The sequence below is a fragment of the Streptomyces cavernae genome, from assembly GCF_004023625.1.
In the GTDB taxonomy this organism is placed as follows: domain Bacteria; phylum Actinomycetota; class Actinomycetes; order Streptomycetales; family Streptomycetaceae; genus Streptomyces; species Streptomyces cavernae.
Genome location: NZ_ML137709.1, coordinates 173649 through 198858, shown reverse-complemented (window position 1 = coordinate 198858; position 25210 = coordinate 173649). Strand labels below are relative to the sequence as shown.

General features: G+C 69.7%; 22 protein-coding genes and 1 pseudogene. 12 read left to right on the top strand and 11 right to left on the bottom strand.

Annotated features, from left to right (window positions below; translation table 11 throughout):
- Positions 1-57 precede the first annotated feature (57 nt).
- The 6 genes and pseudogenes from EF387_RS02930 (at position 58) to EF387_RS47985 (ending at position 6545) form a co-directional block, all read left to right on the top strand.
- Positions 58-1386, top strand: a complete 1329-nt coding sequence (locus EF387_RS02930; protein ID WP_128374872.1) for a class I SAM-dependent RNA methyltransferase — start codon at positions 58-60, stop codon at positions 1384-1386.
- A gap of 298 nt (positions 1387-1684) precedes the next feature.
- Complete coding sequence (locus EF387_RS02925; RefSeq protein ID WP_202918128.1) at positions 1685-2416, top strand: hypothetical protein; 732 nt, start codon at positions 1685-1687, stop codon at positions 2414-2416.
- Positions 2417-2760: 344 nt separating this feature from the next.
- The gene (locus tag EF387_RS02920; protein ID WP_128374871.1) at positions 2761-4023 is read left to right on the top strand and encodes a DUF418 domain-containing protein; all 1263 of its coding nucleotides are present in this window, start codon (positions 2761-2763) and stop codon (positions 4021-4023) included.
- Between the two features lie 13 nt (positions 4024-4036).
- Positions 4037-5197: a sensor histidine kinase gene (locus EF387_RS02915; RefSeq protein WP_128374870.1), complete on the top strand. Its 1161-nt coding sequence runs from the start codon at positions 4037-4039 to the stop codon at positions 5195-5197.
- Positions 5185-5859, top strand: coding sequence for a response regulator (locus EF387_RS02910; protein ID WP_128374869.1), 675 nt, complete (start codon positions 5185-5187; stop codon positions 5857-5859). The genes EF387_RS02915 and EF387_RS02910 overlap by 13 nt, the downstream gene beginning before the upstream one ends.
- A gap of 426 nt (positions 5860-6285) precedes the next feature.
- Positions 6286-6545, top strand: a pseudogene (locus tag EF387_RS47985) (SCO5918 family protein).
- 70 nt (positions 6546-6615) lie between these two features.
- On the opposite strand, the gene EF387_RS02900 reads toward EF387_RS47985, so the two are convergent.
- Positions 6616-6975 carry a hypothetical protein gene (locus EF387_RS02900; RefSeq protein WP_128374868.1) on the bottom strand — a complete coding sequence of 120 codons (360 nt, stop codon included), beginning with the start codon at positions 6973-6975 and terminating at the stop codon, positions 6616-6618.
- 1053 nt (positions 6976-8028) lie between these two features.
- On the opposite strand from EF387_RS02900, the gene EF387_RS02895 reads away from it, so the two are divergent.
- Entirely contained in the window at positions 8029-8367 is a 339-nt protein-coding gene (locus tag EF387_RS02895) for a MerR family transcriptional regulator (RefSeq protein ID WP_128374867.1), read from the top strand.
- A gap of 272 nt (positions 8368-8639) precedes the next feature.
- Here the strand turns inward: EF387_RS02895 and trhA are convergent, their stop codons facing one another.
- Positions 8640-9251, bottom strand: coding sequence for a PAQR family membrane homeostasis protein TrhA (trhA, locus tag EF387_RS02890; protein ID WP_238431318.1), 612 nt, complete (start codon positions 9249-9251; stop codon positions 8640-8642).
- A gap of 1171 nt (positions 9252-10422) precedes the next feature.
- Between trhA and EF387_RS02880 the strand changes: the two genes are divergently transcribed.
- Positions 10423-12108, top strand: a complete 1686-nt coding sequence (locus EF387_RS02880) for a ribonuclease J (RefSeq protein WP_128374865.1) — start codon at positions 10423-10425, stop codon at positions 12106-12108.
- Between the two features lie 570 nt (positions 12109-12678).
- Here EF387_RS02880 and EF387_RS02875 read toward each other — a convergent pair.
- Positions 12679-12975 (bottom strand): metal-sensitive transcriptional regulator, encoded by a 297-nt coding sequence (locus EF387_RS02875; protein ID WP_128374864.1) that lies wholly within the window; start codon positions 12973-12975, stop codon positions 12679-12681.
- A 279-nt stretch (positions 12976-13254) separates the two neighbouring features.
- Here EF387_RS02875 and EF387_RS47980 point away from each other — a divergent pair, with 279 nt between their 5' ends.
- Positions 13255-13542 carry a tryptophan 7-halogenase gene (locus tag EF387_RS47980; protein ID WP_238431309.1) on the top strand — a complete coding sequence of 96 codons (288 nt, stop codon included), beginning with the start codon at positions 13255-13257 and terminating at the stop codon, positions 13540-13542.
- Complete coding sequence (locus EF387_RS02865) at positions 13539-14546, top strand: NAD(P)/FAD-dependent oxidoreductase (RefSeq protein ID WP_338058079.1); 1008 nt, start codon at positions 13539-13541, stop codon at positions 14544-14546. Before EF387_RS47980 ends, EF387_RS02865 begins: the two co-directional genes overlap by 4 nt.
- Before the next feature lie 15 nt (positions 14547-14561).
- Here the strand turns inward: EF387_RS02865 and EF387_RS02860 are convergent, their stop codons facing one another.
- The 5 genes from EF387_RS02860 to EF387_RS02840 all read right to left on the bottom strand — a co-directional run bounded on the left by EF387_RS02860 (position 14562) and on the right by EF387_RS02840 (position 19006).
- Positions 14562-15167: a class I SAM-dependent methyltransferase gene (locus tag EF387_RS02860; RefSeq protein ID WP_128374862.1), complete on the bottom strand. Its 606-nt coding sequence runs from the start codon at positions 15165-15167 to the stop codon at positions 14562-14564.
- Positions 15168-15305: 138 nt separating this feature from the next.
- Positions 15306-16262: a sulfite exporter TauE/SafE family protein gene (locus tag EF387_RS02855; RefSeq protein WP_128374861.1), complete on the bottom strand. Its 957-nt coding sequence runs from the start codon at positions 16260-16262 to the stop codon at positions 15306-15308.
- On the bottom strand, positions 16259-16840 hold the full coding sequence (locus EF387_RS02850; RefSeq protein ID WP_128374860.1) for a rhodanese-like domain-containing protein: 582 nt from the start codon (positions 16838-16840) through the stop codon (positions 16259-16261). Before EF387_RS02850 ends, EF387_RS02855 begins: the two co-directional genes overlap by 4 nt.
- 125 nt (positions 16841-16965) lie before the next feature.
- Positions 16966-18351 (bottom strand): MBL fold metallo-hydrolase, encoded by a 1386-nt coding sequence (locus EF387_RS02845; RefSeq protein ID WP_128374859.1) that lies wholly within the window; start codon positions 18349-18351, stop codon positions 16966-16968.
- Positions 18352-18679: 328 nt separating this feature from the next.
- Positions 18680-19006 (bottom strand): rhodanese-like domain-containing protein, encoded by a 327-nt coding sequence (locus EF387_RS02840; protein ID WP_128374858.1) that lies wholly within the window; start codon positions 19004-19006, stop codon positions 18680-18682.
- Positions 19007-19300: 294 nt separating this feature from the next.
- Between EF387_RS02840 and EF387_RS02835 the strand changes: the two genes are divergently transcribed.
- Positions 19301-20734 (top strand): glycoside hydrolase family 43 protein, encoded by a 1434-nt coding sequence (locus EF387_RS02835; RefSeq protein WP_128374857.1) that lies wholly within the window; start codon positions 19301-19303, stop codon positions 20732-20734.
- A gap of 118 nt (positions 20735-20852) precedes the next feature.
- Here the strand turns inward: EF387_RS02835 and katG are convergent, their stop codons facing one another.
- Positions 20853-23069 carry a catalase/peroxidase HPI gene (gene katG, locus EF387_RS02830; RefSeq protein WP_128374856.1) on the bottom strand — a complete coding sequence of 739 codons (2217 nt, stop codon included), beginning with the start codon at positions 23067-23069 and terminating at the stop codon, positions 20853-20855.
- A gap of 24 nt (positions 23070-23093) precedes the next feature.
- Positions 23094-23537: a Fur family transcriptional regulator gene (locus tag EF387_RS02825; RefSeq protein ID WP_128374855.1), complete on the bottom strand. Its 444-nt coding sequence runs from the start codon at positions 23535-23537 to the stop codon at positions 23094-23096.
- A gap of 733 nt (positions 23538-24270) precedes the next feature.
- On the opposite strand from EF387_RS02825, the gene EF387_RS02820 reads away from it, so the two are divergent.
- Positions 24271-24765, top strand: a complete 495-nt coding sequence (locus EF387_RS02820; protein WP_128374854.1) for a MarR family winged helix-turn-helix transcriptional regulator — start codon at positions 24271-24273, stop codon at positions 24763-24765.
- A gap of 18 nt (positions 24766-24783) precedes the next feature.
- Here EF387_RS02820 and EF387_RS02815 read toward each other — a convergent pair whose 3' ends face one another.
- The gene (locus tag EF387_RS02815) at positions 24784-25176 is read right to left on the bottom strand and encodes an SCO5389 family protein (protein WP_128374853.1); all 393 of its coding nucleotides are present in this window, start codon (positions 25174-25176) and stop codon (positions 24784-24786) included.
- Between the last annotated feature and the right edge of the window lie 34 nt (positions 25177-25210).

Here is a 25210-nt window from a genome sequence, read left to right as displayed (position 1 = left end):
AGACTGGTGGGCTGTTGTCCGGCCGTTCCCTCGTTCTCACTCTGGAGTCACCCCACCATGCAGGCAGAACCGAAGAACTCGCTGGTGGGGCAGGAGTACGAGGTCGAGATCGGCCCCGTCGCCCACGGCGGGCACTGCATCGCCCGAACCGACTCCGGGCAGGTGCTGTTCGTCCGGCACGCGCTGCCCGGTGAGCGGGTGGTCGTACGCGTGACCGAGGGCGAGGAAGGGGCCCGCTTCCTGCGCGCGGACGCGGTGTCGGTGCTCTCGCCGTCCAAGGACCGCGTCGAAGCGCCCTGCCCTTACGCCGGTCCCGGACGCTGCGGCGGCTGCGACTGGCAGCACGCCAAGCCGGGCGCGCAGCGACGGCTCAAGGGCGAGGTGATCGCCGAGCAGCTGAAGCGACTCGCGGGCCTGACGCCCGAGGAAGCGGGGTGGGACGGCACGGTGATGCCCGCCGAGGGCGACAAGCTCCCCGTGGGCGAGGTCCCGGCGTGGCGCACACGCGTGCAGTACGCCGTGGACGCCTCCGGGCGCGCGGGCCTTCGCCGCCACCGTTCGCACGAGGTGGAGCCGGTCGAACACTGTCTGATCGCCGCCCCCGGAGTGACCGAACTGGGCATCGAGAAGCGTGACTGGACCGGCATGGAGTCCGTCGAGGCGATCGCGGCGACGGGTTCCCAGGACCGCCAGGTAGTGCTGACGCCGCGGCCGGGGGCACGGCTGCCACTGGTCGAGCTGGACAAGCCGGTGTCGGTGATGAGGGTGGACGAGAACTCCGGCGGGGTGCACCGCGTCCACGGCCGTCCCTTCGTGCGCGAACGCGCCGACGGCCGCACCCACCGTGTCGGGGGCGGCGGCTTCTGGCAGGTCCATCCGAAGGCGGCGGACACGCTCGTGGCTGCGGTCATGCAGGGCCTGCTGCCCCGCAAGGGCGACACGGCGCTGGACCTGTACTGCGGCGTCGGCCTCTTCGCGGGCGCACTCGCGGACCGGGTCGGGGAGAAGGGCGCGGTTCTGGGCATCGAATCCGGCAAACGCGCCGTGGAGGACGCCCGGCACAACCTCGCCGACTTCGACCGGGTACGCATCGAACAGGGCAGGGTCGAATCGGTCCTGCCGCGCACCGGTATCACGGAGGCCGACCTGATCGTCCTGGACCCGCCACGGTCGGGTGCCGGCCGGAAGACGGTCGAACACCTGTCGTCACTGGGGGCGCGGAGGATCGCGTACGTGGCCTGCGACCCGGCAGCGCTGGCACGGGACCTCGCGTACTTCCGCGAGGGCGGCTACCGGGTGCGGACGCTGCGCGCCTTCGATCTGTTTCCGATGACCTCGCACGTGGAGTGCGTGGCGATTTTGGAGCCTGCGGTGAAGGGGTTCTGACCTGCGGTTTTTTGTAGGTTTCTCAGGCGAGGCCGGGCGCGCTCGACCTGTTTCCCGAGGTTCACCGCGTGGAGCATGTTGTAGGTTCCCGCCACGTGTCTCACCTGCGGTTTCGCGGCGTGGGCGTTGGTCCAGAACGCTCTGTCTCAGCTCGGTAAGAGAAACGGGTTCGGAAAATGTCTTGACGCTCGGTTGACGCCGTTTCTGACGGAGCGTGAAGTGGTTGTCCTGGATCAGGTAGCGCGGGTCAATCGACTTGTAGGGCTTAACCCGTTGAGCAGCGCGTTGGGGCTGTTCTTTGGGCTCGGGCAGTGTCGGCAGCGTCACGCACCTGGACGAACAAGGTCGTGTCCGGCACCGGCTGGCGCTCGACCGTGAGACCGGCGAGCCGTTCGAGGCCGTGGTGGGCGGGCAGAGCGCCGACGTGGAGACCGGCGAGGCGCGCGCCGCCGACGGGTCCCGGTGGCTGATCTGCCGTACGACCGTTCCCAGCCCCTCCGGGATCACCCGGTCTCACAAGGCGGTGGGGTCCACCACCGCAATCGCTGTGGCTCTTCCTCTCGGACCCGATGACGCCGGGCGGATCTACGCCGTTCTTCCGGTCGCGGACACCGCTCTGTCCCTCTGTATCAGCGCCCAGTTCGATCCGATCGCCAGCCGTCAGGCGCTCGACGACACCCCGTGGAACCGCGCACTGAATGAACTGGTGGGCGACCTGTGGACGGCCGCCGCCCTGTGGCAGTTCCGGCGGGATCCGGCACGGGACTGGCGCGCCGTGCCGCTCCTCGACGACATGCGCGACTCCCGCGACCCGGTCGCCGCGCTGGAGCGACTACTCCTCGACCGTGCCAGGGCGGGCGTGTCCCACGGTCTAGTCCTGGACGTCCCGGGGTACGGGCCGCATGGCCTGGATCTCGCGGTGGAGGACGAGACGCTGATGGGCGTGGTCACCGAAGAAGAGATCTCCCGCGTCGCCGAGCGGACCGCCGTGCTGCCCCAGGTGGCGCGGGACCACGTCCGATGCGCCTGAGCGTCACTGACCTGTTGTTTTTGCGAGCACTACGGGGACGGCCGCTGCGCCTCGTTCGGTGCAGGCCAGCACGGCGGCAGGTTGTCTTGAGGCTCGGATGATGCTCGCTCTAATGGTCTGTCAGAGCAGTGTCGACCGCGCTCGGTCCGGTCAGGTCGGCCGTCGACCACATTCGTCATGAGTCGCGTGTACAGCTGCGACATGTCCGTCACGGGGCTGCCCGGATGCGGAGCGGCGTCAGCCGGCGTCATCCCTTCTGAGGGTCGTCCCTCCGCCGAAGTGATGAGGCGGTCTTGTACGTCGGTCTGACGTGTCCGCGGGCACCGCCGCCATAGCTTCGCCTGGTGTCAAGGGAAACCAAGTCGAAAGAAGCACAGGCGAGTCGGCGCGTACAGTCGCTGGACGTGCTGCGCGGTGTCGCCATCATCGGAACGCTGCTGACCAACATATGGATCTTCGCCATCGGCTCCGGGGGCGATCCCGTCTACCTGCTCGGCAAGTCCGAGGAGTTCCTGAGTCCACTGTCGAACGCCATCTCGAACGGTAAGTTTCTCGGGCTCCTGTCGATTCTGTTCGGCGTGGGCATAGCGATCCAGTTCGAGTCGGCGGTCCGGAACGGGCTGCGCTGGCCGTGGCGGTACGAGTGGCGCTCGCTCCTGCTGCTGGCCGACGGCTTTATCCACTTCGCGCTCGTCGTGCAGTTCGACATCCTCATGGGCTACGCGCTGGTCGGCATGGTGATCGCCCCGCTGCTGCTCCTGCGTACCCGCTGGCTGGTGGTGGCGACCGTGCTCGCCGGGGCACTGCACCTGGCGCTGGAGTTCAACCGCATGATGGCGGGCCGATCCGCCGGTGGGCGTGGCGGGGACGACGACTGGGCGGAAGGGTTCGGCGGGGGCGCGTTCGGCGGCGCCTGGGATGGCGAAGTGCCCACGACCTACTTCGCCGAAGTCGCCGATCGGATGGGGAACTTCTGGGCCCTTCGCGAGGAGGCGTTCATCATTGCCCCACCCCTGTCGGCGTTCCTCTTCCTGTGCGGGGTGTTGCTGTGGCGGGCGGGACTGTTCAGGGGCGACGCGCGGGCGCACGCGATGAGCCGCCGGTTCGCGGTGGGCGGGCTGACCATCGGCGGAACGCTGACGGCGTGGGAATATCTGCCCCTGCCGGGGAAGGACATCATCGGGGCACTGTCCCGCTACACCGTCGCTCCGATCGTGGCGTTCGGCTATCTGGGGCTGATCCTCATCCTGCTGCGCCGCCGTGGCGGCTCCGGGTTCCTCAGCCGCCGCCTCGCAGATGTCGGCCGCACCGCGCTGTCGTGCTACATGCTGCAGAACGTCGTCGCCATAGTGGCCTTCTCCCAGTGGGGACTTGACCTGGGACCGTTCGGCCCCCTTGGTACGGTGCTGTCCTGGGCGGCGATCAGCGCCCTGCTGATGCTCGGCGCCTGGTGGTGGCTGCGGCACTTCCGCCAAGGCCCGTTCGAACTCGTCTGGCGCTGGGCGGTCAACGTCCCCTTCCAACGAGCCGACCGCAGGCGACAGGAAAAGCGCGATGAGGACGAGAAGCAAGCGACGGCCGACAGGACCTCCGTCGGCGCCCCGTAGCGGCGTCGTGGCCGTGGCAGGGCTGGCGGTGGTCGCGGCCTCGATCGACCTGGGGGAACTGCTGTGGTTCGAGCGGACGACGGCCCGGTCCGTGCTCCTCGCCGTTTCCGCGGCCGTGTTCGCGCTCGCCGTCCTGTGGCGCCGCGCCCGTCCGATGACAGCTCTGGCCTTGGTCGGCCTGGGGTACCTGGTCACGTCGGCCTGGCCGGGTGACCAGGTCACGCCGACGCCGGCCCTGGCGCAGGCAGGCGTGTGGGTCGCCGCGTTCAGCGCGATCGCAGCGGGCACGGCTCGATTACGACTGGCAGCCATCGCCGCGCTGGGCGCGATCGTTGCCGCGGACGCCTATCGCGTCCTGTGGACCGCCGAGGCGTACGACTTCGGGCTGGTGGGGCTCCTCTACGACACGGCGGTCTTCGGCTTCATGCCCGTCGTGGTGGTGGCGATGGCCGATGCGGCGCGCAGCCGCGTCCAGTTGGCCGCCACGCAGGCCGAGCAGGCCGAACGGCTGCGGGAGCTGGACGCCCGCGCGGCTGCTCGCGACGAGCGGCTGCGCCTGGCCCGTGAGTTGCACGACGCGGTGGCTGGCCGGCTCAGTGCGGTGGCGATGCGGGTCACGGCCGTCGGCCATGTCCACCAGGACCGGCACACCCCGGAGGGCGAGGCCCTCGCCGAGATCGGCCGGGAGGTCGGCGCCGCGCTGGGCGAGCTGCGCGGCGCGCTGGACTCGCTCCGGGACGACGAAGCCGCCGCCGACCTCGTGGCGCAGCCTTCGCTGCGGGAGGTCGAGGCGCTGGCCGACCAGGTGCGCCGGGCCGGCGCCGCGGTGGACGTCGTGACCCGCGGCGAGCCAAGCCCCCTGTCCCATATGGTCGACCTCGCGGCCTACCGCATCGTCCAAGAGGCGTTGATGAACGTGGCTCGGCACGCCCGGCCACCACGCGCGACGGTCAGTCTCGACTACGGCAGGGATCGGCTGTGCATCCGCGTCGACGACGAGGGAGCTCCCCAGGGCGGGCCGCGGACCAGCCCGACCGCCGGTCATGGGCTCATCGGGATGCGGGAACGCGCCGCGCTGTGCGGAGGCTCGGCCACCGCGGGCCCCCGGCCGGACGGCGGCTGGCGGGTCGATGCGACGCTGCCCCTTCCGACGGGGGCTGCATGGCACCAGTGACCATCTCCGTGCTGCTCGCCGACGATCAGCATCTGGTGCGTACCAGCATGCGCATGATGATCGATGTCGAGGCCGATCTCGTGGTCGTCGGAGAGGCCGCCGACGGGGTGGCCGCGGTGGAGCTGTCCGCCCGGCTACGCCCCGACGTGGTGGTCATGGACGTGCGTATGCCGCGGCTGGACGGCGTCGCGGCCACTCGGCGGATCACGGCCCAGGCAGGTCCGCCCGCCATCCTCGCGCTCACGACCTTCGACCTCGACGAGTACCTGTTCGGGACGTTGCAGGCCGGAGCCACGGGGTTCGTGCTAAAGGACGACCCCGCGGCCACGTTGCTGGACGGCATCCGGGCGGTCGCCCGCGGTGACGGGTTCGTCTCACCGGGCCCGACCCGAAGACTGATCGCCCGAGCGTCCAGCCACGGCATCGGGGTCGTCACGCTGCCCGACGGCCTGACACCGCGGGAACGCGAAGTGCTCGTCCTGGTCGGACACGCCCTGAGCAACGCGCAGATCGCCCGCCGACTGCGCGTCGAGGAGAGCACCGTAAAAACGCACGTGCAGAAACTGCTGGCCAAGCTCGACGTCCGCACGCGGGTGGAGGCGGCGCTCATCGCGAGCCGGGCCGGGCTCGTCGAGAACGCATCGGGCGACCCAAGGAGATGAACACGCTGGGAGAGTCCGCCAGGGCAAGCGGATCAAGGGCCGGGTGCGCGCACCCCGTCGACGCATCGGAGGGCCCGCCCGCCCCCGGGTCAACCCGCTCGTCTCACGGTGGGGAGGGGGCCATGACCTCTCACACAGCACAAGGAAGTCCGGGACGGGGCGGCGCCGAAGGCAGGGAATTCTTCTGGCCGGCGCGAGCGGTGAGGTGGTCCGTCCGCACGACCTTTTTTGGCGGCCTCGTCGCCAAGACCGGACTCGCCCCGAAGCCTCTGTCGCATTGGGTGGAGGAGGAATCTTCACCGTACACAGGCCGCTGCGGCGGGCTACTGTCGATGTCAGTTGCGGTTGCGGTTCCCGAAACTTCAAGTGCTCACCCGGCGGCACCTATGCCGCTGGAAGTCGACCGCGAGCGGCGTGGCGGAATCGATGAAGGAAGTCACAACTGAGTCGGTCACCGGTGCGTTCGTCATCATCGGACGACGCCACTACCCCGCCTGGCAGGTCGGCCAGGTCTCACCGGTCAGACCGGCGTGATTTCAGCACCGGCGAAGTCCTCCGGGCCATGACCCAACTCGGCTTCACGTGCCGCCCCTACCGCCGCATCCGCGCCCATGACAGGCCCGTACGAGTCGGTGTCCGCACCGCTCGGCGCTCCTCCTGTCCGCCTGACGTACGGGCAGGTGTGAGCCGAACCGGGCGGTGAGGCCCGACCGGCGTGTGCCGGTGAGGCCTCACTGTGTGCCGTGTCTCGGCGGGTCAGTGGTCGGAGTAGCTGAAGTCGCCCACGGTCCAGGCACTGACGTCCTCGATCGCGACGCGGTACATCCCGCCTGTCTCCGGAATCCCCACCGTGCCCTGCAGGATCCGGGCGACGTGGAAATGCAGATGTGTGGGCGGCCCGTCCTTCTTGGCGGGGGTGTCGAAGACGGCGGAGAACTCGCCTAGGTCGGCGGAGTCCGTCAGCACGTCAGACACCCTTTGCCTCCACATGGCTCCTGGAGCCAGCCGACCGGTGATGACGGCACCACTGGTGACCACGGTCAGGGACATCTGATTGCTCTGTCCGGACTCCACGAGGGCGGCTATCGCAACGAGCAGCTCGTCAGGCTTCGGCATGGGATCGGATCCTATACACCGGCCCGCGCAGGCGGCTTGGACGGTGGCGCAACCGGGCGAGGCTGGCGCATACGGCTCCCCTGGTGCCGCACTACAGGTGAGGGGGCGTATGTGCGGCGGCTGCGAGCCAGGGGTGTGCTTCGAGGCATTTGTCTGCTGCCGTTCGGCTGCCGCAGGTCTTCGATGAACGCTTGTGCGGTATCGCGTGCGTCGGCAACGGCCGCTTGGAACGGGGTGCTGTGGCGTTGACGGACATCGTCTACATCGGGGGCACCCTCGTCTGAGGATCGTGCATACCCGGCCCTTGCCCACCCGACCCTGCGCCCCGCCCGCCAACTCACCGGGCCACCGTGCTCCCCGGAGGGGCTGAGTCGCGGTCGACGCGCCGCGCCGGTCGGCGGCGCCACGGGAAGCTCCGCATGCGGCTCTGGGCCTCATCCGTGCGCGGACCTGCGCTGCGGACGGCCCCCGGCATTCACAGTTCGGCGCAGCGGGAGACTTCATCGTCGAGCCGCAGCAAATCTATCCTCGCTGGAGTAGACATTCGGTGTCCTCATGATTATGGTTTCTCTCGTAGTCGAGATCGAGCAGGGCTCGGCAGACACGAACTGCCGGGCAGCGGTCCACGTATGACGGTGTGGTGGTGGAGTTTTCGAAGCCAGGTTTTTGTACGACGGCGACGGGACTGACGACCGGACCGGGTGGCCCGAAGTGACGAGGGGCCGCCGTGAGCAGGACCGCAGTTGACGCGGTTGCAGTACCAGCAGGACGCAGTCCTGTTGGCAAGTGGTTGGTTCCAGGAAGAACGGAGGAGTCAGGCACCATCAGGATCGCCCGGGCGGAAGACGCGAGCCCGGGTACCGCAGGACATCGATAGGTAGGTGGTCTCCGGTCACGCATCCGCGATCCCCGCACTCCCGTCGGACTATCAGGCGGCGGGGCGGAAACAGAAGGCCGGCGCAGCTTTAGGGCCGGCAGATGGTGTTGCAGTTCCTTCGGGGCCTTGGTGCCAACGGCACCAAGGCCCCTCGACGCATTACCCAGAGAGGTGAGATGACAGCAGACGAGTCGCTAAGCCGTCTCGACGACGACGACTACCCCGCCTACACGATGGGCCGGGCCGCCGAGTTGCTCGGTACCACTCCCGGCTTTCTCCGCGCCATCGGCGAAGCGCGGCTGATCACACCACTGCGCTCCGAGGGCGGTCACCGCCGCTACTCCCGCTACCAACTGCGCATCGCGGCCCGCGCGCGTGAGCTCGTCGACCAGGGCACCCCGATCGAGGCCGCATGCCGGATCGTCATCCTCGAAGATCAACTCGAAGAAGCCCAGCGCATCAACGCCGAATACCGCCGCACCGGCGGATCGTCCAGTCCATCGGCGACAGCCTGAGGTGAGCGGGCCCCGGTATCGGCGGGCTGTCACACCCGCGCGTGGCCGGGCTGTGGCCCGCAGAGATGGTGCTCGTGTCCGAACGGCTCCACCGGCATTTCAGTCCCCTCCGGCCCCGGTCGCGGCGCCGCCGCAACGGGTGAGGCGGCTGGCATGCTCCCTACCCGGGCGCCGCGTCCCTCCAGGCATCCCCCACAAGGCCCCAGTTGTTGATCAGGCCGCGAGTGCGGCGACAGCACCGCGCCGCAGTAGTGAATGCGCCTGCTGTCTGGTCAGTAAACGGCGAGGGAGATGGCGATGTAGTGCGCGGTGAAGGCCGCCACGGTCAAGGCGTGGAACACCTCATGGAAGCCGAACCAGCGGGGCGAGGGGTCGGGGCGTTGGACGGCGTAGACCACCGCGCCCGCGCTGTAGAGGAGACCGCCGGTCACTGTCAGGGTGACCACGGCCGCACCGCCGGTGTGCAAGAAGTCGGGCAGGTAACGCACCGGTGCCCACCCCAGGGCCAGGTAGCAGGGGGTGTACAGCCAGCGGGGAGCGTTGACCCACAGCACGCGGAAGGCGATACCGGTCAGCGCGCCCGTCCATACGATCCACAGCAGCAGGTTTCGCCGGTCGGGAGGCAGGAGGAGCACAGCCAGAGGGGTGCAGGTCCCGGCAATGATCAGAAAGATGTTGGCGTGGTCGAGGCGACGCAGGACGGCCTCACCCATCGGCCCCCAGGTACCCAGGTGGTAAACGGCGCTCGTCCCGAACAGCAGCCAGGCGGTGACGGAGTACACGGTGCAGGCCAGGGTCGCCTGCTGGGTCCGGGCCAGGCAGACGAGGACGATGCCGGCGCTCACCGACGCAGGGACCATCGCGGCATGGAGCCAGCCACGCAGCTTCGGCTTGAGCGGCTCGACCAGGTCGGCCGCCCACTCGGCCAGATCGCCAACCGGGTGAAACTCATCCCCGGCACTGCCATGATGTGATCCGCCGCGGAGACCGGCTACGTCGTCCCCAGACGCAACTTCCCGTCCTGTCTCGTTCTTCTGGGCATCATCGGCAACCATCCGATCATGCTAAGAGCCTGCCCGTGACAGCCTCCATCGAGGTCGGTCTTGCCACCAACCGGGCTGGCGGAAGGCGTGTAAGCCGCCTGGCCACGGGAAGTCCAAGGTTCCCGAGCGTGCATCTCAGCCCACTACGCCCAAGGACCGCCACTGCTTCCCGAGTTCCCCTCCCGCGCATCCCTCCTCGCAGATCGGATGGAACAAAGATTGGGGCTGCCCTCACAGCTCCAGGATCTGGAACTCACCGCCTGGCGCGTCCTCCACGCGGACCACAAGTCGCCCGATTGCGGCCGGACGTAACGCCGTCATCGAAGCATGGACGAGTGTCTGACCCGGCCGAGTCGGCACACACAAGCATCCGAATAACTTCGGGACGTTCGAGCAGTGACCTGTGATCGAACGAATCCGGGCATGACTCGGCCGGTGGGTGGTAGGAGTCGACGGTCAGTTGGGCTTGCCGAGAGGACGGGTGTGTAATGGCACGGCTGCGGCCCTTGGGCGCGGCAGCGGCTTGAAACAGCCGCCCTCAGCGGCCGTCTCGATACCGCCGGTACCTTGGTCTCGCCGTAGCCGACGAGACTCACACGCCCGGCTGCCTGCTCACGGCCTTCGACGTCATGGAGCCGAGTGGCAGCGCGGCCTGGGGACGCCGTGATCGTCGCCCAGCCGAGGGCCGGCGGGCACCCGGGGCAAGATCGGGCGCACTTCGGGCACAGCGCCGACGGCACTCGGGCGCTGCTGTACACCGAGTGGGCCATCGACGAGGCGCGCCGGGAGCCGCGGAGGCCGGCCACCACGACAAGAGGCACGAAATCCTCGCCGGCACCACCGGGCTCACGGCTTACCCACCGAAGGCGCTACCACCTCGGCCCCTCCCCGTCCGGCCGCCGACGTCATCCGATCGTCCCGCAACAGGCGCTGCCGGTGCCCCGCTCCGTCGTGCGGAGAGATCACACAGGCAACGGATCATCTCGTTCCGTCCTGCGGGTACCGTCAGGGTATGAGTCATCCGCACCCTGAACTGAAAGCCGCCCCGCCCCTTCCCGAAGGAGGGCTGCGGGTCATCGCCCTGGGCGGCCTGGGTGAGATCGGCCGCAACATGACCGTCTTCGAGCACGCCGGCAAGCTGCTCATCGTCGACTGCGGCGTGCTGTTCCCCGAGGAGACCCAGCCCGGCGTCGACGTGATCCTGCCGGACTTCACCTCGATCCGGGACCGGCTGGACGACATCGTGGCTGTGGTCCTCACCCATGGCCACGAGGACCACATCGGCGGTGTGCCGTACCTGCTGCGCGAGCGGTCCGACATTCCCGTCGTCGGTTCCAAGCTGACGCTGGCGTTCTTGGAGGCCAAGCTCAAGGAACACGGGATCCGGCCGCGCACGGTGCGGGTGCGGGAGGGTGACCGGCGTGGCTTCGGGCCCTTCGACTGCGAGTTCGTGGCGGTCAACCACTCCATCCCCGACAGCCTCGCGGTGGCGATCCGCACCGGCGCCGGGATGGTGCTGCACACCGGCGACTTCAAGATGGACCAGTTCCCTCTCGACGACCGCATCACCGATCTGCGCGCCTTCGCCCGCCTCGGCGAGGAGGGCGTGGACCTGTTCCTCACCGACTCCACGAACGCCGAAGTGCCCGGCTTCACCACCTCCGAGCGTGAGCTGAACCCGGCGATCGAGCAGGTGATGCGGACCGCGCCACGCCGGGTCATCGTCTCCAGCTTCGCCAGCCACGTGCACCGCATTCAGCAGGTCCTGGACGCCGCCCACCAGCACGGCCGCAAGGTCGCCTTCGTCGGCCGGTCGATGGTCCGCAACATGGGCATTGCCCGTGACCTGGGCTATCTGAAGGTCCCCTCCGGTCTGGTCGTGAGCACCAAGGAGCTGGAGAAGCTCCCGGACCACAAGATCACTCTGGTGTGCACCGGTTCCCAGGGCGAACCCATGGCCGCGCTGTCACGGATGGCTACGCGCGACCACCAGATCCGCATCGGCAAGGGCGACACCGTCCTGCTCGCCAGCTCTCTCATCCCTGGCAACGAGAACGCCATCTACCGGGTGATCAACGGACTCACCCGGTGGGGCGCCCACGTCGTCCACAAGGGCAACGCCAAGGTGCACGTCTCCGGGCACGCCAGCGCCGGCGAACTCGTCTACTGCTACAACATCGTCAAACCCCGCAACGTCATGCCCGTGCACGGCGAATGGCGCCACCTGCGGGCTAACGCCGACCTCGCCATCCGCACCGGCGTCGACCCCGACCGGGTCGTCATCGCCGAGGACGGCGTCGTCGTCGACCTCGTCGACGGCCGCGCGTCCATCACGGGCAAGGTCTCCGCCGGCAACGTCTACGTGGACGGCATGGAAGTCGGCGGCGCCACCGAAGCGTCCCTCAAGGACCGCCTCACCCTCGCCGCCGAAGGCGTGATCACGGTGGTGGCGATCGTCGACGCGGACACCGGCGCCCTCGCCGAGGCCCCCGACTTCCTGGCCCGTGGCTTCGTCCACGACGACGCCACCTTCGATCCGGTCATCCCGGTCATCGAGAAGTCCCTGGCCACCGCGGCCGAGGAAGGCGTCGGAGACGCGCGCCAACTCGAACAGCTTCTCGCCCGCGCCGTGGCGAACTGGGCGTTCCGCACCCACCGCCGCAAGCCCCTCATCATCCCCGTCATCATCGACGCCTGAGCCACAGCCCGGCAGGCGTCCGGGGTCGGACGCCGATGCGCACGGGGTGAAACTCGGCGACGAGTCGTTGCTGATGTCCAGCCTTATCACCGGCCCACCGGGTCGGCCCGTACGAATAGCGCCCGGGTCGGCTCGGTGGCGGGAACGCTGCGCCGGGCATCCCGCAGCACCTCAAGCTGCTGACCTGCCGCCCGAGCGGCAACATGACGGCCACGGGGTCAGAAACGCGGACAGCCCGGTGTACCGGCCGGAGAAGGAGAGAGCCCGTCAGTCATGACGCTCTCGTCGGCTCGCGTGGCGTGGGACGGGAGTCCGGCCGGGTGCGAGGTGCTCACGAGGTATTTCCCACGGCTTTCGGCCCTGAAAAATACCCCGGGGCTCACTGGAAGGGAACACCGCTGCGCCGAGCCCGGCCCCCGCGCCGCCGCCCGGCCCGGCCGCCGCAACGGCATGACGAGGCTGCGCCGGCGGTATGTGCCGGTACGGTCGATGCCTTGGACCGGGCGGTCATCGGGCCGTCCGTCGGGGCCGCGATCCTCCGCCCCGAAACCCACAGACCCGGGGCGGGCGCTACGCCAGGGACAGGAACAACTTCTCCAGGCGGGCGCGCATCCGCACGCCGTCCTCGCCGTCCTCGCCGTTCTTGCGGCCGGACTCGATGTCCGCCATGCACTGCTGCAAGCCGGTCGCGATGATCGCGAAACCGGCCCGGTCGAGCGCGCGGGAGGCGGCGGCGAGTTGGGTGACGACGTCCTCGCAGTCGCGCCCCTCCTCGATCATCCGGATCACACCGGAGATCTGGCCCTGCGCGCGACGCAGCCGGTTCAGCACGGCCTTCAGGTCCGCACCCTCGAGCTCCAGTTCCACGCTCACTCCTCGCATACCCCTAGGGGTACTGTACGTCCGGGTTCGGGATGGCGTCGACCCTTGATGATGACGTCAACTCATGACTGCTCCCGTCACCCAACCGGTGTCGGTTCGGGTTTGTTCCAGGCGGACGGGCGGCAGTACGAACCCGCGCATGGGCTCGAAGTCGGCCGGTGGCCCGGTGGAGTCGTCGTCCCGGTCCAGCCATACCCCAGTGGGTACTGGGGTGGGGACCAGCGGCCCATGTCCCGGCCTCACCTGCCGCATGACAGTGAGGACATGAGCAAGCATGTGGTGATTCTCGGAGGCGGAACCGCAGGCACCATGACGGCCAACCGCCTGCACCGCGCGTACGACGAGCGGGACATCCGGATCACGGTCGTCGATCAGGACGACGACCACGTCTACCAGCCCGGCCTGCTGTTCCTGCCGTTCGGGCCGGCCCAGCCGCATCACCTTGTCCGTTCCCGCCGGCGGCAGCTGAACACAGCCATCGACTACAAGCGGGCGCGGATCGAGCGCGTCGACCTGAGCGAGCGGACGGTGTCCCTCGACGGCGGCAGCTGAACACAGCCATCGACTACAAGCGGGCGCGGATCGAGCGCGTCGACCTGAGCGAGCGGACGGTGTCCCTCGACGGTGGCATCCGGCTGTCCTACGACGTCCTCGTGGTCGCCACCGGCGCCCGGCTGCTGCCGGAGGAGACCGAGGGACTGACCGGTCCCGGCTGGGGCGAGAACGTCTTCACCTTCTACGACCTGCCCGGAGCCGTCGGTCTGCACCATGCTCTGGAGCGTTTCGACGGTGGCCGCGTGGTGGTCGACGTGGCGGACCTGCCGGTCAAGTGCCCTGTGGCGCCACTGGAGTTCGCCTTCCTCGCCGACTGGTACTTCCAGCGCTGCGGCATCCGCGACAAGGTCCGGCTGACCTATGCCACCCCTCTGGACGCCGCCTTCACGAAGCCGGTCGCGGCGAAGGCGCTGGGCGGGTTGCTGGCGGAGAAGGGCATCGAGCTGGTCACCGAGTTCACATTGGGCGAGGTCGACGGCCCGGGCGGCCGGCTGGTGTCGTACGACGAACGGGAGGTGCCGTTCGACCTGGCGGTCGTCGTCCCGCTGCACGGCGGCGCGGAGTACGTCGGGCGATCCGATGGCCTGGGCGACGAACTGGACTTCGTGCCGGTCGATCCGCGCACCCTCCAACTCCCCAGCCATCCCGAGGTGTTCGCCATCGGGGACGCGGCGGGCCTGCCCGCCTCCAAGGCCGGGTCGGTGGCCCACTTCGAGGCCGGGACGCTCGTGCACAACATCGGACGCTTCGTCGCCGGGCAGCCGCTGGACGCCTCCTACGACGGGCACGCCAACTGCTTCGTGGAGACCGGTTTCCACAAGGCCCTGCTCATCGACTTCAACTACGAAACCGAGCCGCTGCCCGGCCACTACCCGGGCCCCGTCGGCCTGCCGCTTCTACGAGCACGCCGCCGGCGGCCAGATCATCTACACCTGAGATGCCGGAACGCTGCCCGGCTTCGGTCCACCTCCCACCGTGACGGCGTCGTGAGCCGCGAATGACCCCGCGGCACGGTGTCATCGCCGCACGGCACGGACGAGCGCGTCGAGGGCCGTACGGCCGGCGCCGTCAACATCGGTCACTGTCCGAGGGACCGTCTCGGCCCGCAGGATGTCGGCGTACGGCCGCCACAGGTCGGCGACCTGCTCGGCGGTGTACAGCACGCGTGGGTCCTGCGGGCCGCCGTGGCCGCGCTCGGGATTGGCCGCGTCATGGCCGACGAGCAGCAGGGTTCCGCCCTCGCGCACGGCAGCGCCGGCCCGGGTCAGCACCTGGGTCATGTCCGGCCAGGGCGGGTGCAGATAGGCGATCAATGCCAGGTTGTACGTCGCTTCCGGGGGCGTCCAGAGCGTGAGGTCGGCGTGGACGGTCCGCAGCCGCACACCACGGTCGGCGGCCTGTCGCTCGGCCTTCTCCAGCGCGACGGCGGAGAAGTCCACGGCGTCCACCTCCCAGCCGCGCTCCGCGAGCCAGACCGCGTTGCGCCCCTCCCCGGCCGCGAGGTCGACGGCCCGCCCGGTCGGCTGCAGGCCGGCCAACTCCTGCTCGACGAACCGGTTGGGTTCCGCCTTCCACACCAGTTCGCTGCCCCGGTACCGCTCGTCCCAGCTTGCTGCGTCCATCCTGTGCCCCTCATCCCTCCGCGTGAGTGGAATCCTCGCCCATACTGGTGCCGCCGTCCGGGTCGCAGCCGCTTCCGTGCTCGCGACGGCACGACGGCACGACGGCACGACGGCACGACGGCACGACGTTCACGAGGTTCACGGCTTCCGTGTCGTCCACCGGATCTCAGGAGGGATGAGGCGCGAGACGGTCCGCCCGCTCGCGTCGTCCGACGGTGCCGAGGCGTCGCCTGCCCCCCGCGGCGTGCGTCCGTCGGAGCCGCGCACCATGTACCAGCCGAACACGATCCCCGCCGCCGCGGCCACGGAGGACCAGGTCCAGGGGCTGGTCAGCAGGGTGTGGCGCAGTCCGGGGGGGATCTGCCGGCCGAGGACGAAGACGCCCATGACGGCGACGAACCATCCGAAGGACTTGCGCAGCGCGTCCTGCGGGATACGCCCGGCGAGACGGCCGCCGGCCAGTGCGCCGACGACGGCGGCCGCCGTGACGAGGGCCGCGAGCCCCCAGTCGATGTGCACGCTCGCGAGGTAACCGGCCAGGCCCGCGAAGGACTTCATGGAGATGACCAGCAGTGAGGTGCCGACGGCGACACTCATGGGGAGCCCGCCGAGCAGCGCGAGGGCGGGGACGACCAGGAAACCTCCGCCGGCGCCGACCAGTCCGGTGACCAGGCCGACCACGATGCCGTCCGCGAGGACGTGGAGCACGGGGAGGTCGTGGCGGCCCTTCTTCGGCTGCTGCTTGCGTCCCCGGATCATGGCGGCGGCGGTGGCGATCATCATGAGGGCGAAGGCGATCAGCAGCACGGTGCCGGAGATGTACTCGGCCAGGCGGCCGCCCGCGTAGGCGCCGGTCATGCCGGCCAGGCCGAACAGCAGCCCGGTGCGCCAGCGGACACGTCCTGCGCGGGCGTGCGAGACGACGCCGGCGGCGCTGGTGACGCCGACGACGAACAGCGAGGTGGCGATGGCCTCCTTGGCCTCCATGCCGGCCAGGTAGACCAGGATGGGCACGGTCACGATGGACCCGCCGCCGCCCAGGACGCCGAGGCTGACCCCGATGAGCAGGGACGCGGCGATGACGACGGCGATCACGAGGAATCCCGCAGGGCGGCGACGACGGTGTCGCGGTCCGCGCGGGGGCCACGGTTGTAGGGAAGCTTCGCCAGCAGCATGCCCATGGCGCAGGTGTTGGTGAGCGCGGCGACGGCCAGCCCTGCCCCGACCGCCGTGCCGATCAGGTGCAGCCCGGGCAGGAACAGGCCCGCGACGCCGCTCACCAGGACGAGGGTTCCGGCGACGAGGCGGACCTGGCGCTCCAGGTCCCAGCGTTCCGGGCCGCGGGTGAGCGAGCCTCCGCCGGTCTCCCATGCCGTTACGCCGCCGTCGAGGACACGCAGGTTGGGCAGCCCCGCTTCAGCCAGGGCCTGTTCGGCCTGGGCGGCGCGGGCGCCGGAGCGGCAGATGAGGACGACGTCCTCGTCGAGGTGGTGCAGCAGTTCGGCGCGGTGCTCGCGCAGGGTGTCCAGGGGCACGTTGTAGGAGCCGGGGATGTGGGCGGTGCGGAACTCGCCGGGCGTGCGTACGTCCAGTAGGCGCGGGCCCTTCCCGTCCCGGATCAGGTCGCGGAGGGCGGCGGGGTCGAGTCGTGGTTTGTCGGCGTGGGTGGTCATCGGGGTTCCTTGTCGCCTTGAAGCGTTGTCTTGATCGGGGCGGGCGGCGGTCCGATGCGCCGGGGCCGCCGCCCGGGGGGTGGGGTGGGTCAGGCGCGGGGGTTGCCGCCCGGGGGTGGGGTGGGTCAGGCGCCGGCGGGTGCCGGCTGGGCGAGCCAGGCGCCGTAGCCGCCGAGCAGGTCGGAGACGTCGGTGCGGCCCTTGTGGCGCAGCAGGCTGGCGGCGATGGATGAGCGGTGGCCGCCCGCGCAGTGGACGACGAGGGGCCGGTCGGCAGGGATCTCGTCGGCGCGGCGGGCGAGTTCGGCGAGCGGGATGTGCAGCGAGCCCTCGATGAAGCCCTCTTCGCGTTCGGCGGTGTTGCGCACGTCCAGGACGAGCGGCGCGTCCTCGCCGTCCAGCAGGCGGCGCAGTTCGTCGGCGGTCAGCCGGCTGGCCTGCCGCATCCGGTCGGCGAGTGCGGGGAAGGCGCCTTCGGGCTCGCGCAGGTAGCCGCCGACCTTGTCGAAGCCGATGCGGGCGAGCCGGGTGACCATCTCCTCCTCGCGGTCCTGGGGTGCGACCACGACGACGTCCTGCTCGGGGGTGACGACCATGCCGGCCTGCTCGGCGAAGCGCCCGTCGGCGGGCACATTGACCGAGCCGCGCAGGTGACCGGCGGCGAAGTCCTGCGGGGAGCGGGCGTCGACCACGACCGCACCGGCCGCGCGTCGCCGGAGGAACTCCTCGGCGGACAGCGGTCGCGGCGCGGCGGCCGCGTCGAACAGGCCGTGCTCCTTGCGGTTGAGGATGGCGTCGTAGACGAAGTAGGCGGGCGCGGACGGCTGCCCCGCCGTCACCAGCTCGACGAACTTCTCCTCGCTCATCGGCCGGCAGGCGTAGTTGGTGGCGCGCTGCTCGCCGATGGTGGACTGCCGCTGGGTGGAGAGGTTCTTGCCGCAGGCGGATCCGGCGCCGTGCGCGGGGAAGACCCGCACCGCGTCCGGCAGCGCCATCAGCTTGTGCTGAATGGTGTCGTAGAGCATGCGGCCGAGTTCGTCGGCGGTGACGCCGATGGAGGCGAGCAGGTCGGGGCGGCCGACGTCGCCGATGAACAGGGCGTCGCCGGTGAGGACGCCGTAGGGGACGGTGTCGTCGGCGTGCTCGTACACCAGGATGCTGATCGACTCCGGTGTGTGGCCGGGAGTTTCGAGGATCCGCAGAGTGACGTCGCCGAGGCTGATCCGTTCGCCGTCGGTCAGCTTGCGGATGGGGTACTCGGCCTCGGCGCGCTGTCCGTAGCCGATCCAGGCGCCGGTGCGGTCGGCCAGCTCCAGATGGCCGGCGAGGAAGTCGGCGTGGAAGTGGGTGTTGAGGACGGCCTCGATGGTGAAACCGTGCGTCTGCGCGTCGGTGAGGTATTCGGAGACATCACGGCGTGGGTCGATGACCACGGCCCTGCCGGTGGTCTCGTCGGCGATCATGTACGACGCCTGGGAGAGACAGTCGAGGTAGTACTGGGCGAAGAACATCTTCGGGTGACCTCCGTGTCGGAAGAATGGGGCCTGGGGGCTAATACCCCGGGGGGTATTTACGGGCGTCTGGTCCACCTCGGTTCGAGGTTCGAGGTTGGAAGCGTGGGGCGGGGGTGGCCGGCCCGAGTCGGGGATGTCCCGGCCCGACCGGTCAGAGACGGCCGGTGAGCATGCCGTGCCAGTACACCGGCGGCAGCCCGTACCGCTTGAACAGCCTCTGGGGCTGGTGGCTGGGGCTGGTGGTCGGTGGTCTTCAGCGGCTGGGGCTGGTGGTCCTCAGTGGCTGGTGGTCGGTGGCCGCGGCGAAGGCTGAGAGCGGAGTCGCTCAGGCCGCGTGCTCGTGGTGGCCGGCTGTGATCGGGTGCCCGGCGCGGGCCCAGGCGCCGGTGCCGCCGGCCACGGAGTAGGCGTCGATACCGCGGGAATTCATCCACTCCGCGGCGGTCCTGCTGCGGTTGCCGCCGGCGCAGATCACGTACACCCGCCGGTCTGCGGGCAGTTCGTCGCACCGGACGGGCACGGTGCGCAGCGGCATCAGTCGCGCGCCCGGCACATGCCCGGCCGCGTACTCGTCGGCCTCCCGTACGTCGACCACGAGTCCGCCGTCGGCCCAGGCCGCGGCGAACGTCTCCTGCGTTGCTTCACGGGCCACTTGATTACCTCCTCAAATACCCCCGGGGGTTTCTTGTCGACGAGAGTACGGTGTCCGAGGGTGGGTCGTCAAATACCCCGGGGGGTATTTTCCTGTCAGGCAACTCGCGGCTCGGTGTCAGGGTCGGGAATGAGCCGGTGATCCCTGACTGTCCTGGGTGGCCGGATGGTTCGGAAACCGAACCGGCCGGTCTATTGACGCGTTCATGACTGATACCTATCTTCTGGTCGACGTTCCGCACGGTGTTCGAGGTTTCGGACATTGCTGTCAAACGGTTCCTGACAGGAGACGTACATGCCCGCGGTTCTCGCTCGGCTGGCGGCGATACTGGTCGCCGCCTGCCTGCTCTTCGCATCTCAAGCCGTGACCACACCCGAGCGGGCCTCCGCCGCCGACCCGGGCTATCTGATGACGCATTTCATCGGGGAGGGGGCGACCGGTCAGCAGATCTACTTCTCGCACAGCACGGACGGTCTGCACTGGAACGACCTCAACGGCGGGGGGATGACCCTGCGCTCCACGGTGGGTACGCGTGGTGTGCGCGACCCCGCTCTGGTTCGCTCGCCGGGCGGTGACCGGTACTGGATCATCGCGACCGACCTGTGCATCGGCTGCGGGCAGTCATGGGGGGACGCGACGTCCAACGGCAGCCGCCATCTCGTGGTGTGGGAGTCGACGGACCTGGTCACCTGGTCGCAGCCGCGGCTGCTCAACGTCGCCGGCGCCATCCCCGACGGACGCAACGCGTGGGCGCCGGAGGCCATCTGGAACCCGCAGACCAACGACTACGTCCTGTACTGGGCGACGAACGCGACCGTGGGCGGCGTGCTGAAGCACCGCATCTACTACGCCCGTACGACGGACTTCCGCACCATCACGACACCGCAGCTCTACATCGACCGCCCCGGCACCCAGGGCATCATCGACACCCAGATCGTCGAGGTGCCGGCGGGTGTCGGCACCTACCGCTACGTGCGGGCCTCCGGCGACGGTCAGATCACGCTCGAAGGCAGCAACTCGATCCTCGGAACGTGGACCGCCCTCGGCAACCTCTCCGGCATCGGCCTCACCGGCTCACAGGTCGAGGGACCGATGTGGATGAAGTTCAGGGACCGCGACGAATGGGCCCTGTACCTCGACCAGTACGCCTCCGGACGCGGTTACCTGCCCGTCCTGACGACCGGCCCGGCCACCTCCGGCAGTTACCGGCTTCCGGCGTCGGGAAGCTACGACATGGGCGGGACCAAGAAGCGTCACGGCTCGATCCTGAACCTGACGGCGGCCGAGGAGAGCCGCGTGCAGGCACGCTGGCCCAACACCGCGATCAACCGGCTCCAGTCGTTCAACTTCCAGGACCGGTACGTACGGCACACCAACTTCGACGTGCGCATCGACGCGAACGTCAGCCCTGCCCAGGACGCCCAGTTCCGGCCGCGGACCGGCCTGACGGGTTCCGGCACCGTCTCGTTCGAGTCGGTGAACTTCCCCGGGTACTTCCTGCGCCATTCCGGATTCGACTTCCAGCTGGCCCATGACGACGGCACCACCCAGTTCGCGGAGGACGCCACCTTCCGTCACGTCGCCGGGCTCGCCGACTCGGCATGGTCGTCGTTCCAGTCGTACAACCACGCCGACCGGTACATCCGGCACTATGCCTTCCAACTGCGGCTCGACCCGATCACCACCGCGACGGGGCGCAACGACGCCACCTTCCGTGTGACGAGCTGAGCGACCGGAGCACTCGCCTTGGCTCGCTAAGTGGGCGGGAGGGGAAAGCCGTTCGGGCCGGCCCGTGTGGGCCGGCCCGAACGTGTTCTCAACGAACTGACCTGACGACGTCGACGGATCAGACGAGGTCGAACCGGTCGAGGTTCATGACCTTCGTCCACGCCGCGACGAAGTCGGTCACGAACTTCTCCTTCGCGTCATCGCTCGCGTAGACCTCCGCGAGCGCGCGCAGTTCGGAGTTGGATCCGAAGACCAGATCGGCACGGGTGCCGGTCCACTTGACCTCGCCCGTCGCGTCGTCGCGGCCCTCGAAGGTGTTCTGGTCCTCCGAGATCGACTTCCACGTCGTGCCCAGGTCGAGCAGGTTGGCGAAGAAGTCGTTCGTCAGCTTGCCCGGGGTGTCGGTGAAGACGCCGTACGGGGTCTGCTGGTAGTTGGCGCCCAGGACGCGCAGGCCACCGACCAGGACGGTCAGCTCGGGCGCGCTCAGGGAAAGGAGGTTCGCCTTGTCGAGCAGCAGGTACTCGGCCGGCAGGCGGTTGCCCTTGCCCAGGTAGTTGCGGAAGCCGTCGGAGGTGGGCTCCAGCGCGGCGAAGGACTCCGCGTCGGTGTGCTCGTCCGTGGCGTCCACACGGCCCGGCGTGAACGGCACCTCGATGTCGTGACCGGCGTCCTTGGCGGCCTTCTCCACGGCGGCGGCGCCACCGAGGACGATCAGGTCGGCCAGGGAGACCTTCTTGGCGCCGGAGTTGAACTCCTGCTGGATGCCCTCCAGGACACGCAGCACCTGCGCCAGCTTGTCGGGCTCGTTGACCTCCCAGCCGGCCTGCGGCTGGAGGCGGATGCGGGCACCGTTGGCACCGCCGCGCTTGTCGCTGGCGCGGAAGGTCGAGGCCGACGCCCACGCGGTGGACACCAGCTGAGAGACGGTCAGCCCCGAGTCGAGGAGCTTGGCCTTGAGGGCCGCGATGTCCGCGGCGTCGATGGGCTCGCCCTCGGCCTCCGGCAGCGGGTCCTGCCACAGCAGGGTCTCCTCCGGGACCTCCGGGCCGAGGTACAGCGACTTCGGGCCCATGTCACGGTGGGTCAGCTTGTACCAGGCGCGCGCGAAGGCGTCCGCGAACTCCTCGGGGTTCTCGTAGAAGCGACGCGAGATCTGCTCGTAGACCGGGTCGAAGCGCAGCGACAGGTCAGTGGTGAGCATCGTCGGGAGCTTCTTCTTCGACGGGTCGTGCGCGTCGGGGATGATCGCCTCGGCGTTCTTCGCCACCCACTGGTGGGCGCCGGCCGGGCTCGTCGTCAGCTCGTACTCGTACTCGAACAGGTTCTTGAAGAACCCGTTGCTCCACTGGGTCGGCGTGGCGGTCCAGGTGACCTCCAGGCCACTGGTGATCGCGTCGCCGCCCTTGCCGGTGCCGTACGTGCTCGCCCAGCCGAAGCCCTGCGCCTCGATCGGGGCGGCCTCGGGGTCGGGGCCGACGTGGTCCGCCGGGCCCGCGCCGTGGGTCTTGCCGAAGGTGTGACCACCCGCGATCAGGGCGACGGTCTCCTCGTCGTTCATCGCCATCCGGCGGAACGTCTCACGGATGTCGCGGGCCGCGGCGATCGGGTCCGGGTTGCCGTTCGGGCCCTCCGGGTTGACGTAGATGAGGCCCATCTGGACGGCGCCGAGCGGGTTCTCCAGCTCGCGGTTGCCGGAGTAGCGCTGGTCGTCGAGCCAGGTGGTCTCGGGTCCCCAGTAGACGTCCTCCTCCGACTCCCAGACGTCCGCACGGCCGCCGGCGAAACCGAAGGTCTTGAAGCCCATCGACTCCAGGGCGACGTTGCCGGCGAGGATCATGAGGTCGGCCCACGACAGGCTCTGGCCGTACTTCTTCTTGACCGGCCACAGCAGACGGCGGGCCTTGTCGAGGTTGCCGTTGTCCGGCCAGCTGTTGAGCGGGGCGAAGCGCTGCTGACCGGCGCCGGCGCCGCCGCGGCCGTCACTGATGCGGTAGGTGCCCGCGCTGTGCCAGGCCATACGGATCATGAACGGGCCGTAGTTACCGAAGTCGGCCGGCCACCAGTCCTTGGAGTCCGTCAGCACCTCGGCGATGTCCCGCTTCACGGCCGGGAGGTCGAGGCTCTTGAACGCCTCGGCGTAGTCGAACTCCTCGCCGAGGGGGTTGGCCACGGCGGGGTTCTTGGCGAGGATCTTCAGGTTGAGCCGCTCCGGCCACCACTGGCTGTTTCCGCCGCCCTGGGTCGGGTGCAGGGCGCGACCGTGCGCGACCGGGCAGCCACCCGCCTCCTCCGGCTTCGGGTCAGTGACGATTGCGTCGTGGTTCTCCGACATGGGAATCCTTCCGAACGGGGTGGATCACGGTGCTGTACTGCGGGCGGTGGAACACTCGGGGCACAGGCCCCAGTAGATGACCTCGGCCTCGTCGATCGAGAAGCCGCGGCCGTTTGAAGCGGTCAGGCAGGGGGCGTGGCCGACCGCGCAGTCGACGTCGGCGACGACACCGCACGACCGGCACACGAGGTGGTGGTGGTTGTCGCCGACGCGTCCCTCGAACAGGGCCGGGCTGCCCGGCGGTTCGACGCGGCGGACGAGTCCCGCCGCGCTGAGCGCGTTGAGGGCCTCGTACACGGCTTGGAGGGAGACTTGGCCCACGCGGTCGCGCACTCCGGAGGCGATCGCCTCGACTCCGAGGTGGTCGCCGTTACGGACGGTCTCGAGCAGTGCGACGCGGGCGGCCGTCACCCGCAGGCCGGCACCGCGTAGCTCCTCGGCGGTGGTCGGATGCTGGGGCGCGGTCATGGCGCACAACCTACCCTCATAAACACGAATGGTTCAAGAAAAAGAATCGATCCAAGTCTGGAGTCGCCTCAGGCAGGTGCTCGATCCAGGGTGGCTGATGAGCGGCGCACGGGGGGCCGAGGTCGGCCGAGGTGCGGCCGAGGTGCGGCCGAGGTGCGGCCGAGGTGCGGCCGAGGTGCGGCCGAGGTGCGGCCGAGGTGCGGCCGAGGTGCGGCCGAGGTCCGACCGGGCATGGCCGCGGGGAGGTCGCTGTGGGCCCGCGCCTGGGATGGTCGCTGTGGGGTCGGGGCGAGGAAGGCCGCCGGAAGGTCGCTGTGGGCCGGGCCGGGACCGACCGCAGGGAGGTCGCCCCGGGGGTCCGCCCCCGACGATGCCCCGGGGGTTCCGCCCCCGACGATGCCCCGGGGGTCCCGCCCCCGACGATGCCCCGGGGGTTCCGCCCCCGACGATGCCCCGGGGGTTCCGCCCCCGACGATGCGACGCGCGGCGTGGGCCGGCCAGGACCTGGTGGGCGACTCGTTCGGCGACGGCGGGACCCCCGGGGCATCGTCGGGGGCGGTGCCCCGGCCACCGGGATGACTCTGTGGATCCCCCATGGCCTGTGTGGGGTACCGTGGCACGCCGACGTGACCTGGAACTACCACCTGTGGGTTACCGGGTGAGGTCACCGGCCGGTTGACCTGCCCGAAGGCCTCGCCCGGCCTCCCCGACTAGCGACCAAGAGGTGCGAACGATGGCGGCGGCAGTCGACCCGGATCCGGATTCCGGCACCGGTGCCGGGCCTTGTCCGGAGGACCCCAAGGGTCCGCTGACGATCTATCTCGTCAAGCAGCTCGAGCTGGCCATCCGTTCCTTCATGGACGAGGCGCTCCGGCCGTACGGGCTCACGACGTTCCAGTACACGGCCCTGACCGTGCTTCAGCGCCGAGGGGGGCTCTCCTCCGCCCAGTTGGCCCGCCGCTCCTTCGTCAGGCCGCAGACGATGCACGAGATCGTGCGCTCGCTGGAGGAGCGCGGGCTGATCGAACGCGCCCACGCCCCGGGCAACCGGCGGATCATGGAGGCGCGGCTGACCCGGGACGGGGAGGAACTGCTGGCGGCGTGCGCGCCGGAGGTGCAGAGGCTCGAGGACCGGCTGATGCTCGACATGCCTCAGGAGCGACGGTCCGCGTTCCGCCGCGGTCTCACGGACGGGTTGGCCTCCTTGACGGGGCGCGACTACGGCTGAGCCCCGCGCGGTGGTCCGTCAGCAGTCCCGGAACTCCGGCGACTGGTTGAGGATCTGCGAGCGCAGAGAGGTGAAGCGGGTGTGGGTCGCGCCGCCGCGGGACTCCGGGCGGAAGACGGCCACCCGATGGCAGTTCTGGAACGCCAGGGCCACATCGAAGTGCCGTTCCAGGCTGCCGCGGATCGCGTCGCTGGACAGCGCCCGCAGCAGCTGGCCGCGTTCCCTCTCGGACGGGGGCGGGGTCTGGTTGTCGGCGAACTCGGCGGTACCGGCGCGTAGTTCGGCGGTCAGGGTGGCGACCAGATCGTAGGCGTAGGGCAGGGAGGCGCGGACCGTTGCCACGAAGTCCTCCTCCCGGACCTCGCCGGTCTCGGCTGCGGACAGCAGGTGCGGGGAGACGTCGAGCGACATGCGGGTGTCCTTTCTGTGGAAGGGGCGGGCGAGG

Excerpts from the sequence above, each read along its gene's own strand:
- EF387_RS02930 (WP_128374872.1), top strand. The coding sequence starts at position 58 with ATGCAGGCAGAACCGAAGAACTCGCTGGTGGGGCAGGAGTACGAGGTC.
- EF387_RS02910 (WP_128374869.1), top strand. The coding sequence starts at position 5,185 with ATGGCACCAGTGACCATCTCCGTGCTGCTCGCCGACGATCAGCATCTG.
- EF387_RS02900 (WP_128374868.1), bottom strand. The coding sequence starts at position 6,975 with ATGCCGAAGCCTGACGAGCTGCTCGTTGCGATAGCCGCCCTCGTGGAG.
- EF387_RS02895 (WP_128374867.1), top strand. The coding sequence starts at position 8,029 with ATGACAGCAGACGAGTCGCTAAGCCGTCTCGACGACGACGACTACCCC.
- EF387_RS02880 (WP_128374865.1), top strand. The coding sequence starts at position 10,423 with ATGAGTCATCCGCACCCTGAACTGAAAGCCGCCCCGCCCCTTCCCGAA.
- EF387_RS47980 (WP_238431309.1), top strand. The coding sequence starts at position 13,255 with ATGAGCAAGCATGTGGTGATTCTCGGAGGCGGAACCGCAGGCACCATG.
- EF387_RS02860 (WP_128374862.1), bottom strand. The coding sequence starts at position 15,167 with ATGGACGCAGCAAGCTGGGACGAGCGGTACCGGGGCAGCGAACTGGTG.
- EF387_RS02850 (WP_128374860.1), bottom strand. The coding sequence starts at position 16,840 with ATGACCACCCACGCCGACAAACCACGACTCGACCCCGCCGCCCTCCGC.
- EF387_RS02845 (WP_128374859.1), bottom strand. The coding sequence starts at position 18,351 with ATGTTCTTCGCCCAGTACTACCTCGACTGTCTCTCCCAGGCGTCGTAC.
- EF387_RS02835 (WP_128374857.1), top strand. The coding sequence starts at position 19,301 with ATGCCCGCGGTTCTCGCTCGGCTGGCGGCGATACTGGTCGCCGCCTGC.
- katG (WP_128374856.1), bottom strand. The coding sequence starts at position 23,069 with ATGTCGGAGAACCACGACGCAATCGTCACTGACCCGAAGCCGGAGGAG.
- EF387_RS02825 (WP_128374855.1), bottom strand. The coding sequence starts at position 23,537 with ATGACCGCGCCCCAGCATCCGACCACCGCCGAGGAGCTACGCGGTGCC.
- EF387_RS02820 (WP_128374854.1), top strand. The coding sequence starts at position 24,271 with ATGGCGGCGGCAGTCGACCCGGATCCGGATTCCGGCACCGGTGCCGGG.
- EF387_RS02815 (WP_128374853.1), bottom strand. The coding sequence starts at position 25,176 with ATGTCGCTCGACGTCTCCCCGCACCTGCTGTCCGCAGCCGAGACCGGC.